The organism is Saccharopolyspora endophytica (genome assembly GCF_018070075.1).
Taxonomy (GTDB): Bacteria; Actinomycetota; Actinomycetes; order Mycobacteriales; family Pseudonocardiaceae; genus Saccharopolyspora; species Saccharopolyspora endophytica.
In genome coordinates this window covers 86,761-97,475 of the sequence record NZ_JAGPXE010000019.1, presented here as the reverse complement: position 1 = coordinate 97,475, position 10,715 = coordinate 86,761, and the positions used below count along the sequence as shown (strand labels likewise).

The 10,715-nt window shown below is 70.0% G+C and carries 9 protein-coding genes; 3 read left to right on the top strand and 6 right to left on the bottom strand.

All coding sequences use genetic code 11. The features are described 5' to 3' along the window. Nucleotides 1–439: 439 nt before the first annotated feature. The 6 genes from KBO27_RS31445 to KBO27_RS31420 all read right to left on the bottom strand — a co-directional run bounded on the left by KBO27_RS31445 (nt 440) and on the right by KBO27_RS31420 (nt 7,059). Nucleotides 440–2,080 carry a glycoside hydrolase family 13 protein gene (locus KBO27_RS31445; protein WP_246538609.1) on the bottom strand — a complete coding sequence of 547 codons (1,641 nt, stop codon included), beginning with the start codon at nt 2,078–2,080 and terminating at the stop codon, nt 440–442. Between the two features lie 23 nt (nt 2,081–2,103). After that, entirely contained in the window at nt 2,104–2,940 is an 837-nt protein-coding gene (locus tag KBO27_RS31440) for a carbohydrate ABC transporter permease (RefSeq protein ID WP_210973493.1), read from the bottom strand. Continuing rightward, entirely contained in the window at nt 2,940–3,950 is a 1,011-nt protein-coding gene (locus tag KBO27_RS31435) for a carbohydrate ABC transporter permease (protein ID WP_210973492.1), read from the bottom strand. Before KBO27_RS31435 ends, KBO27_RS31440 begins: the two co-directional genes overlap by 1 nt. Nucleotides 3,951–4,005: 55 nt before the next feature. After that, nucleotides 4,006–5,295: an ABC transporter substrate-binding protein gene (locus tag KBO27_RS31430; RefSeq protein ID WP_210973491.1), complete on the bottom strand. Its 1,290-nt coding sequence runs from the start codon at nt 5,293–5,295 to the stop codon at nt 4,006–4,008. A 190-nt stretch (nt 5,296–5,485) separates the two neighbouring features. Next, the gene (locus KBO27_RS31425) at nt 5,486–6,502 is read right to left on the bottom strand and encodes a LacI family DNA-binding transcriptional regulator (protein ID WP_210973490.1); all 1,017 of its coding nucleotides are present in this window, start codon (nt 6,500–6,502) and stop codon (nt 5,486–5,488) included. Between the two features lie 176 nt (nt 6,503–6,678). Next, nucleotides 6,679–7,059: a winged helix-turn-helix transcriptional regulator gene (locus KBO27_RS31420; RefSeq protein ID WP_210973489.1), complete on the bottom strand. Its 381-nt coding sequence runs from the start codon at nt 7,057–7,059 to the stop codon at nt 6,679–6,681. A 93-nt stretch (nt 7,060–7,152) separates the two neighbouring features. On the opposite strand from KBO27_RS31420, the gene KBO27_RS31415 reads away from it, so the two are divergent. The 3 genes from KBO27_RS31415 (at nt 7,153) to KBO27_RS31405 (ending at nt 10,557) form a co-directional block, all read left to right on the top strand. Next, complete coding sequence (locus KBO27_RS31415) at nt 7,153–7,560, top strand: RidA family protein (protein ID WP_210973488.1); 408 nt, start codon at nt 7,153–7,155, stop codon at nt 7,558–7,560. A 115-nt stretch (nt 7,561–7,675) separates the two neighbouring features. Beyond that, complete coding sequence (locus tag KBO27_RS31410; RefSeq protein WP_210973487.1) at nt 7,676–9,310, top strand: alkaline phosphatase D family protein; 1,635 nt, start codon at nt 7,676–7,678, stop codon at nt 9,308–9,310. Continuing rightward, entirely contained in the window at nt 9,307–10,557 is a 1,251-nt protein-coding gene (locus KBO27_RS31405; protein ID WP_210973486.1) for an alkaline phosphatase family protein, read from the top strand. Before KBO27_RS31410 ends, KBO27_RS31405 begins: the two co-directional genes overlap by 4 nt. Nucleotides 10,558–10,715: the final 158 nt, after the last annotated feature.

Genomic DNA, 10,715 nt, shown 5'->3' with positions numbered 1-10,715 from the left:
GTAACGTCACCGGGCGAACGCACGGCTGGAAACAGGCCCTGAACACCCTCGTGATGTTCTACGGCGACCGGATCAGCCTCAACTAGAAACCGACCACCGCCTCACCCACGAAAAATCAGACAGGCCCAGTGGAAACCCGGCTGCGGACTTCAGTGGAAATCCGGCCGGTCGGGACTTCGTTGGAAACCCGGTCCCTGACTTCAGTGGAAATCCGGGACCGGACTTCAGTGGAAATCCGGTCGGGGAGGTGGTGGTGGGTGTCCGGGTGGACGACGTGTCGGGTTCCGGTGGGATGACCTGAGTGCGCTGGTGGATCCGGTGCCCGGAAGACCGCCGTGATCGGGTGTCGGAATACGGGAGTATTCGGGGGCCTGATTACGGCGGTAATCCGGGTGGTGTTGCCGGGACCGGGGACCAGGGTTGTGAGGCCCGTGGGTTGTCAGTCGGCCAGCCAGGCGGCGGTGTCGGTGGGGAGGTGGTCGTCGGTCAGGTCGTCGCTGGTGAGGAGGATCCGGTCGTGGTCGGGTAGCGGCTGGGGGGCGCCGGACATGTTGACCACGCAGGTGAAGCCGGGTTCGCGGCGGAACGCCAGGACGCCGCCGGGGGAGTCCAGCCAGCGCATCCCGCCTTCGCCCAGCGCGTCGAGCTCGCGCCGCAGGCGCAGGGCCTCGCGGTAGAGCTCCAGCGTGGAGGCGGCGGCGCCGTCCTGCGCCTCGGCGGTGCGGTCGCGCCAGTCAGCCGGCTGGGGGAGCCAGGGCTCCGCGGACCCGGCGGGGCCGAAGTCGAACGGCGGCGTCGAACCCGACCACGGCATCGGCACTCGGCAGCCGTCGCGACCCCGCTCGGTGCGACCCGAGCGCTCCCACATCGGGTCTTGCAGGGCCTCATCGGGGAGGTCTTCGACCTCGGGGAGCCCGAGCTCCTCGCCCTGGTAGACGTAGGCGCCGCCCGGCAGCGCGAGCATCAGCAGCGCCGCCGCCCGCGCCCGGCGGGTCCCGCGTGCCAGGTCGGGCTCGTCGAGGACCAGCTCGTCCTCGCCGATCGCCCGCTGGTCGTGCGGCACCCACGCGGTCTCCCTGCCGTACCGGGTCACGTGCCGGGGCACGTCGTGGTTGGACAGCACCCACGTCGGGGGTGCGCCCACGGCGGTCAGGCTCGCCATCGTCGAGTCGATGACCTCGCGCATCCGCTCCGGGCTCCACGGGCACTTCAGGAAGTCGAAGTTGAACGCGGTGTGCAGACCACCCGGCCGCAGGTACCGGGCGAGCCGTTGCGGCGACGGCGCCCACGCCTCGGCGACGAACTTGCGCTCGCCCGGGTACTCGTCGGCGATGCGGCGCCACCGGCGGTAGATGTCGTGCACCTCGTCGCGGTCCCAGTGCGGGTGCGCGAGGCGCTCGTCCGGTTCGCCGGTCAGGTCCGGCAACTCCGGGTCCTTGACCAGGCCGTGGGCGACGTCGATGCGGAAGCCGTCCACGCCGCGGTCGAACCAGAACCGCAGGACGTCGGCGAACTCGTCGTGGACCTCGGGATTCGCCCAGTTCAGGTCGGGTTGTTCGGGTGCGAACAGGTGCAGGTACCACTCGCCGTCGGCCACCCGGGTCCAGGCGGGACCGCCGAACACCGACCGCCAGTTGTTCGGCGGCCGATCGCCGTCGGCGCCCAGGCCGGGTCGGAAGACGTAGCGCTGCCGTTCCGGAGCGCTCGGCTCGGCGGCCAGCGCGTCCTGGAACCACCGGTGCTGGTCGGAGGTGTGGTTGGGCACGATGTCCGGGATGATGCGCAGCCCGTGCTCGTGGGCGTCGGCGATCAGCTTCTCCGCGTCGGCGAGGGTGCCGAAGCGCGGGTCGATGTCGCGGAAGTCGGCCACGTCGTAGCCCGCGTCGGCCTGCGGCGAGCGGTACCACGGGTTGATCCACAACGCGTCGACGCCCAGATCCCGCAGGTAGGGCAGCTTCGACCGGATGCCCTCGATGTCGCCCATCCCGTCGCCGTCACCGTCGGCGAAGCTGCGGATATAGACCTGGTAGATCACCGCGTCGCGCCACCACGGCTTTTCATCAGAGTGCTTGTGCTGCAACGGTTCTCCCTCTCCGATTCCGGTCATTTGAGCCCGCCCGAGGTCAGGCCGGCGATGATGCGGCGCTGGAAGATGAGCACGGCGAGGACCAGCGGTACGGTGACGATCACGCCCGCTGCCATCTGGGTGCCGAAGGGCTGTTCGTGCCCCTGCGCGCCGACGAACTTCGAGATGGCGACCGTGACGGTCTGCATCTCCTTCTCGTTGACCATGGTCAGCGCGATGATGAACTCGTTCCAGGCCATGATGAAGGTCAGGATCGCCGTGGTGAACACGCCGGGCGCCGCCAGCGGGACGATCACCTTGCGGAAGGCCTGACCGGGCGTGCAGCCGTCCACCATCGCCGCCTGCTCCAGCTCCACCGGCATCTGGCGGAAGAACGTCGTCAGGTTCCACACCGCCAGCGGCAGCGCGAACGACAGGCTCGGCAGCACCATCGCCTGGTAGGTGTTGATCCAGCCGATGTCGGTGAACAGCTTGAGCAGCGGCACGATCAGCGAGATCCCCGGGAACATCGAACAGGCGATGATCAGCGCCAGCACCGCGTTCTTGCCGCGGAAGTGCAGCCGCGCCAGGGCGTAGGCGGTCGTCATGCCGATCACCAGCGTCAGCAGCGTGGTCACCGAGGCGACCACGAGGCTGTTCAGCAGCGCCCATCCGAAACCCACGTCGGGGGCGAAGACGGCGCGGAAGTTCTCCAGCGACCACACCGCGGGCAGCGGGCTGAGGTCGAACTGGTCCGATGGCCGGCGGAACGCGGTGGCGGTCATCCAGTAGAACGGGGCCAGGCAGTACAGCACGATCACCGCGACACCCGCGTGCGGCAACCAGCGCTTCCAGGGTCGGGCCGAAGAGGTCATCACGCCACCGCCTTTCGGTTCTTCCGGGCGGTTCTCACCTGCGAGCGCGCTTCTCCCAGCAGGTCCGCGCCCAGCAGCTTGACGAAGGCGAAGGCCACGACGGCGACGTAGCAGAACATGATCGTCGCGTAGGCCGCCGCGGCCCCGTACCGCACGTTGGTGGCCTCCTGCCAGGCCAGCATCGACAGCGTCTCCACCGATTCCTTCTGCTGCCCGATCAGCACGAACGGCAGGTCGAACATGCGCAGCGAGTCGAGCATCCGGAACAGCACCGCCACCAGCAGCGCGGGACGCACCAGCGGGAGCGTGATGTGCGCGAACCGCTGCCAGGCGGTGGCGCCGTCGACCCGCGCGGCCTCGAAGACGTCGCGCGGGATCACCTGCAGTCCCGCCAGCACCAGCAGACCCACGAAGGGCGCGGTCTTCCACACCTCGGCCACGATCACCGCGAGCTTCGCCGGTCCGCCGTCGGCGCTCCAGAGCACTTGCGTTCCGAGCATCGCGTTGACCACGCCGTCGGAGGCGAAGATCCACCGCCACAGCAGCGCCGAGACCGCGGTCGGGATCGCCCACGGCACCAGCACGCTCGCGCGCACCAGACCGCGCCCGCGGAACGCCCGGTGCATGATCAGCGCCATCGCGACGCCGAGCACCGCTTCCAGGACCACCGTCGTCGTGGTGAAGAAAGTCGTGTTCCACAGGGCGTTCCAGAACCGCGCGGCGGCGGGACCGGCGAACACCTCGGCGTAGTTGCCGAGCCCGGCGAACTGCTCGCCCTCGACCACGAACCCCTCGGCGTCGACGCCCTGGCCCTCGGTGAACAGCGACTGCCGCAGCGCCGCGACGATCGGGTAGACCACCACCAGACCGAGCACCAGCAACGTCGGCGACACCAGCATCCCGGCCAGTCGCGCGACGGCGGCGGCTTGGGGCGACCTCCGCCTGCGGCGATCGTGCGCCGCGAGGCGCCCGGACGAGGGCGCGGCGGCGGATTCCACTTCTGTCGTCATCATCTACCTCCCCGAGTCCCGGGGCGGCGCCGCGAACCGGCGCCGCCCCGCGCGCTCACTGCTGTCCGGTCAGCTCCTGGAGCCGGGCCTGCAGATCGGCCAGCGCCTGCTCGGAGGACTTCTCGCCGCGCAACGCCGCGTAGGCGTGCTCCTGGATCACGTCGGTCACCTCGCCGTACTTGACCACCCGGGGACGCGGCTCGGCGCCCTCGATGGACCTCTTCAGCAGCGGCAGGTACGGGTACTTGGCCTGCATCGACGGGTCGTCGTAGAGCGCGCTGCGGGTCGGCGCCAGCGAACCCTGGTCCAGCCGCAGCCGCTGCTGCTCGGGGGCGGTGGCGAACTTGATGAAGTCGACCGCGGTGGCCTTGTTCTTGGCGAACGAGGAGATCGCCAGGCTGTGCCCGCCGAGGCTGGACACGCCGGGACCGGAGACGCCGGGCAGCGGCGCGACGTCGAACTTGCCCGCCACGCCGGAAGAACCGTCGGTCTTGGCCGCGTGCGAGTACTGGCTCGGCCAGGCGCGGCTGAACACGATCTTGCCCTCCATGAAGGCCCGCCGCGTCTCGGTCTCCTTGTACGTGATCGCCTCGCGAGGGATCGTCCCGGAGCGGAATCCCTCGATGAGCGCGTCCAGACCGCGCTTGGCCTCGGGCGTGTTGACGTTGGGCTTGCCGCTCGGGTCGGTGATCACGCCACCGGCGCCCTGCACCGCCTCGGCGAAGTTGACCGTGAGCCCCTCGTACTTCTCGTACTGCCCCGCGAAGCAGGACATCCCGGCGGCCTCCGGCAGGGCGAGCACCTTGTCGCAGACCCGGCGCATCTCGTCCCACGTCGTCGGGGGCTGCGCACCGGCCTTGGCCAGCAGGTCCTCGCGGAAGTAGAGCATCGCGCCGTCGGAAGTGGCGGGAACGCCGTAGAGGCGGTCGCGGTACAGCGAGGTCTCGACGGTGGTCGGCACGAACTGGTCGATGCCGAACTGCTCCTGGGGAAGTGCGGTGATCCAGCGGTTCGCGGCGAACTCGGCGGTCCAGACGTTGTCGAGGTCGAGCACGGTGAACGCGTCGGACTTGGTCTGCGCGTTCTGCACCATCTGCTGGCGCTGGTCATCGGCGGAGGAGGAGAGCTCGATGAAGCGGACCTGCTCGTCGGGGTGCGCCTTGTTCCACGCCTCGACGATCTTGGGGTTGACGCTCTCCTCGTCCTTGCCCGCCACGAAGGTGATCGGGCCGCGGCCTTCGAGCGCCGCCGAGGGCTCGTTGGTGGCCGAACCGCCGCAGCCGGCGGTCAGTGCGGCGGTGCACGTCAGCACCGCGGCGATCGCTAACCGGTTTCTCTGTCTCATGTCACTCTCCATTGAGGACTCATCGAGCGCACGGGGCTCCGCCGCGCGATGCACCGGATCGATCCAGTGGCATCGTGCGGTCGTTCGGTCTTCGATTCGTCGAATTGCGCCGGGCGCGAGGCGCCCGATTTCAGATCGCCAGCGAACGGCAGGCTCTCACCTGCGCTTACCAGCCTCCTTCGTCATCTCCTCACCATTCCGCGCTTCTGCGCGGAGGAGCTGTTGAACCGCGCACCACGAGTTCGATCGGAACGGGTACGACGGTGCTTTCGCGGGAGTTCGATTCCAATTGGTCGATCAGCAATCGCGCTGCCGTGGCCCCTTGGGCGCGCACCGGCTGGGCGACGGTGGTCAGGTCCACGTACTCGCTCATCTCGTGGTCGTCGAAACCCACGATCGACATGTCCTCCGGCGTCGACCGCCCGTGCCGGCGCAGCGAGCGCAACGCGCCCATGGCGAGCTCGTCGGCGTAGGCGAAAACGGCAGTGGGCTGGTGGCTTTCGGCGAGCAGCCGGTCCATGGCGCGCTCACCGCCCGCGATGGAGAACTCGCCGGGAACCATCCACTCGGGGCGCTGTTCGACGCCGTTGTCGTGGAGGGTCCGCACGAACGCCTCGCGGCGGATGATCGGCGCGACGGCGCCCAGCGGTCTCGGTTCCAGTCCCTGGATCATCGCGATGTCGCGATGCCCGAGGTTGATCAGGTGCTGCACGGCCAGCCGGGTGCCGAGCCGGTCGTCGATGTGCACCGAGCTGAACCCCTCGGCGTCGTGCCCGACCAGGCCCAGCGGCATGTCCAGCCCGCGCAGCCGGTCGGCTTCCTGCTCGGTGAGGTCCATGGAGAGCACCAGCACCGCGTCCACCCGCCCGCGCACCGGCAGTTCGCGGAAGAACCGCTCGCGGGATTCGACGTCCCCGGCGGTGTAGAGCATCAGGTCGTAGCCGGCGGCCCGCAGGACCTGCTCGGCGCCGCCGATGATCTGCCCGAAGAACCACCGCCACACGAACGGGACGACGACGCCGATGCAGAGCGTGCGCCCGGTCGCCAACCCGGACGCCGAGCGGGAGATCGAGTAGTCGAGTTCGGCGGCCAGCTCGGCGATGCGCTGCCGCGTGCGGTCCGACACCCCGGAGCGCCCGCGCAGCGCGCGCGACACCGTCGACGGCGAGACACCGGCTCGCCGCGCGACCTCCTCGATGCCGACCACTGGCCCTCCCTCGATCGACCCGCTGTCCAGATCGCGAGGAATGTACTGTGGCCTGAGTCTCATGCGCAAGCGTTTGCGTTCACCTGGCGAGAGGGCTGCTGCAGATGCCCTGTGACCAGGTGTTTCAGCCGCGCAAACGCCGCTGCGAAGCGGACGGGCCGCCTCCGCGGGCGCCCTCAGCCGCCGAAGCGGCGGCGGGCCTCGTCGATGTCGGCGATGTGGCGGTGGGTCCACTCGCACATGGCGTCGACGGTCGCCAGCAGACCCCGGCCCGGCCCGGTGAGGGCGTACTCGACGCGCGGCGGCACGGTGGGGTGCGCGGTCCGCTCGGCGAGCCCGTTGCGCTCCAGCATGCGCAGGTTCTGGGTGAGCATCTTGTGGCTGATGCCCTCGACCTCGGTCCGCAGCTCGCTGAACCGCAGGGTGCGATCACCGAGCGCTTCGATGATCAGCAGCGCCCACTTGTTGGCGACGTCGGAGAAGATCTCCCGCGCCAGCGAATCCGCCCGCCGCAGATCGGCTTCGTCCGCCGAGCCGCTGAACTGCTTGGTCACCATGAGGTTCCTCAGTAACGAAAAAGTGCGTTCTTCCACGTCAGCGCTCACTCTCCTACGGTTCCCCAGTAACCACAAGAGAGCGAGGAGCCCGCGATGGCCATCACCCTGACCAACGCACCCGGACTGCCCGAGGTCGACATTTACCGGCACGTCTCGATCGCGACGGGAACGAGGCTGGTGCACATCTCCGGCCAGGTCTCCTGGGATGCCGAGGGCGCGACGGTCGCGGAAGGCGACCTGGCCGGGCAGATCGCGCAGTGCTACCTCAACGTCGGAAAAGCGCTCGAGGCGGCCGGCGGCACCTTCGACGACGTCGCGAAGCTGACCTTCTACGTCGTGGACTGGACCCCGGACAAGATGCCCCAGGTCCTCGACGGGATCGCCCGAGCGGCGGAGGCGCTCGGCACCGCGCCGGTGCCCCCGGCCTCGCTGTTCGGCATCGTCGCGCTCGACGTCCCGGAACACCTCGTCGAGATCGAGGCCACCGCGATCCTGGAGTGACGGGCCGGGTTCCTCGCCGGGGGAGTTGTCGATCAAGCGGCAGGTCTGTGAACAGGACGATAACGTTCCTCCGAACGGGTGTACACGCACTCGTCGGGGTGACATTTTTCGGATCATGTCGCAGATCCGCCGTCGGTCGTTGATCAAGGCCGGTGGGGTGCTCGCCGGTGCGATGAGCATCGGTGGGCTGACCGCCACCGCATCCGCCTCCGGCTCGGTGTTCGCCCACGGCATCGCCTCCGGCGACCCGACGCCGGACGGCGTCGTGCTCTGGACGCGGGTCACCCCGGATCCGGGCGCGCTGCCGGGTTCCGGCGTCGGCGCGGCCTGCGCCGTGGACTGGGAGGTCGCCGCCGACGAGGGATTCGCGAACGTGCTCGCGCGCGGCTCGCTGATCACCGGGGCGTGGCGCGACCACACGGTCAAGGTCGACGTCGCCGGTCTTCCCGCCGGGCAGTGGCTCTGGTACCGCTTCCGGGCGCTGGGCGAGGTGTCGCGGACCGGCCGCACCCGCACCGCGCCCGCGGCGGACGAACCGCTGCAGCGGCTGCGGGTCGGGGTGGTGTCCTGCTCGAACTGGCAGGCCGGTCACTTCGCCGCCTACCGCCACCTCGCGGCGCGCGGCGACCTCGACGCGGTGCTCCACCTCGGTGACTACCTGTACGAGTACGCGCCCGGCGAGTTCCAGGCCCGCGACGTCGTGGTGCGCCCGCACGACCCGCCGGTGGAGATGACGAGCCTGGAGCACTACCGGCGTCGCCACGCCCAGTACAAGACCGACCCCGACCTGGCCGATCTGCACGCCTCGGTGCCGTTCGTGGTCACCTGGGACGACCACGAATCCGCCAACGACGCGTGGGCGGGTGGAGCCGAGAACCACACCGAGGGCGCTGAAGGTTCCTGGACCGACCGCAGGTCGGCCTCGCAGCGCGCCTACGCCGAGTGGATGCCGGTGCGCTACGAACCCGGCGGTGCCCTGCACCGGCGGCTGCGCTTCGGCACGCTTGCCGAACTGTCCATGTTGGACCTGCGCAGCCACCGGAGCCGGCAGGTCGCCACGCCGCTGGATCCGGGGATCGGCGATCCGGCGCGCACCATCACCGGCGACGAGCAGATGCGCTGGCTGACCGGCGGCCTCGCCAACTCCACGGCCCAGTGGAAGCTGATCGGCAACCCGGTGATGATCGCGCCGGTGCGGTTCCCCTCGACGCTGTCGGTCGAGGAACGCCGCGCCATCGGCGAGCTCACCGGCACGCCGGAGATCCAGGGGTTGCCCTACAACGTCGACCAGTGGGACGGGTACACCGCCGACCGCGACGAGGTCCTCGGCCTGCTGCACGAGCGGGGGATCACCGACACCGTCTTCCTCACCGGCGACATCCACTCGGCGTGGGCCGCCGAACTGCCCCACTCGCCCGCGACCTACCCGCTGGACCGCAACTCCGTGGGCACCGAGCTCGTGTGCACATCCGTGACCAGCGACAACCTCGACGACATCCTGCGCGTCCCGCCGCGCACCGCCTCGCTGGCGGTGGAGGCGGCGATCCGGGCCAACAACCCGCACGTGAAGCACCTGGACTTCGACTCGCACGGGTTCTCGGTCCTGGACGTCACCGCGGAGCGCGTCCAGATGGACTGGTTCGCGCTGGACGACCGCACCCGGCCGTCCACCGGTGCCCAGCGCACCGTCTCGTTCGAGGTGCCCGCGGGAAGCCAGCAGGTGCACCAGGTTTCGGAGGGAATCCGGTGAATGCGCTGAACCGCCGCAGCTTCCTGCGCGCCGCCGGTGCCGGTGTGCTGCTGTCGGCGTCGTCCCCGGCCGCCTGGGCGGCGGACGCCAAGCAGCTGCGCGCCTACGCGCTGGTCGTCGACGGGTGCCGGCCCGAGGAGATCAGTTCGGTGCTCACCCCTCGGTTGCACGAGCTCCGCGAGAGCGGGACGTCGTTCCCGGCGGCGCGATCGCTGCCGGTGATGGAGACGATCCCGAACCACGTGATGATGATGAGCGGCCTGCGCCCGGACCGCACCGGCGTCCCGGCCAACTCGGTGTTCGACCGCGCCGAAGGCCAGGTCCGGACCCTCGACCGCGCCTCCGACCTGCGGGCCGAGACGCTGCTGGAGCTCTTGCGCGGCCACGGCAAGGTCACCGGGAGCGTGCTGAGCAAGGAGTACCTCCACGGCATCTTCGGCACCCGGGCGACGGTTCGCTGGGAGCCGGAGCCGATCGTGCCGATCAGCGGCCACGCGCCGGACGCGTTCACCGCCGAGGCGCTGGTGTCCGTGGTGGACAGCGCGGATCCGGACCTGGTGTTCGCGAACTTCGGCGACGTCGACCGCGTCGGCCACACCGACCTGACCGGCACCACGCTGCGCGCCGCCCGCACGGCGGCGCTGGCCTCAGCGGACGCCCAGGTGGGCCGCTTCGTCGACCACCTGCGCAGCACCGGGCGGTGGGAGAGCAGCGTGCTGCTGGTCCTCGCCGACCACTCGATGGACTGGTCGCTGCCGCATCGCGTGATCTCGCTCCGCCCGGTCCTCGACGCCGACCCGGTGCTGACCGGCCGCACCGAGATCGCCCAGAACGGTGGCGCGGAACTGCTGTACTTCACCGGCCCCGACGCCGAACGCCCCGCGGCCGTGCAGCGCATGCGCGAACTGGCGGAGGCCACCGAGGGCGTGCTGTCCGTCCACGACCCCGCCGAACTCCGCCTCGGCCCGGAAGCCGGTGACCTGGTCGCCTACTGCGACGAGGGCTGGCGCTTCACCGACCCGGAACTGGTCTCCAACCCCATCCCGGGCAACCACGGCCACCCGGTCACCGAACCCATCCCGTTCTTCATCACCGGAGGCCACCCCACCATCCGCCGAGGCACTTCGTCCCCGGCCCCTGCGACCACAGCAGACGTGGCCCCCACCCTCGCCACCCTCTTCGGCCTCCCCACGACCCACTACGACGGCACACCCCGCACCGAAGCCTTCAACCCCACCACCACCTGACCGGACCCACCGCGTTCGGGAACGTCGGGTCTTCGGTGCGAGTGGCCTCCGGGGGGGTCATTCGGTGGCGCCGGAGTCAGGACCACGTGCTCCGACCGGCGGTCCCGGTTCCGTCCCCGGCTGGGTCCCCCGATTTCAGTGGAAATCCTCCGTCGGAT

Coding starts and splice junctions, on each gene's coding strand:
- KBO27_RS31440 (WP_210973493.1), bottom strand. CDS start 2,940: ATGACCTCTTCGGCCCGACCCTGGAAGCGCTGGTTGCCGCACGCGGGT.
- KBO27_RS31410 (WP_210973487.1), top strand. CDS start 7,676: ATGTCGCAGATCCGCCGTCGGTCGTTGATCAAGGCCGGTGGGGTGCTC.
- KBO27_RS31435 (WP_210973492.1), bottom strand. CDS start 3,950: ATGACGACAGAAGTGGAATCCGCCGCCGCGCCCTCGTCCGGGCGCCTC.
- KBO27_RS31430 (WP_210973491.1), bottom strand. CDS start 5,295: ATGAGACAGAGAAACCGGTTAGCGATCGCCGCGGTGCTGACGTGCACC.
- KBO27_RS31420 (WP_210973489.1), bottom strand. CDS start 7,059: ATGGTGACCAAGCAGTTCAGCGGCTCGGCGGACGAAGCCGATCTGCGG.
- KBO27_RS31415 (WP_210973488.1), top strand. CDS start 7,153: ATGGCCATCACCCTGACCAACGCACCCGGACTGCCCGAGGTCGACATT.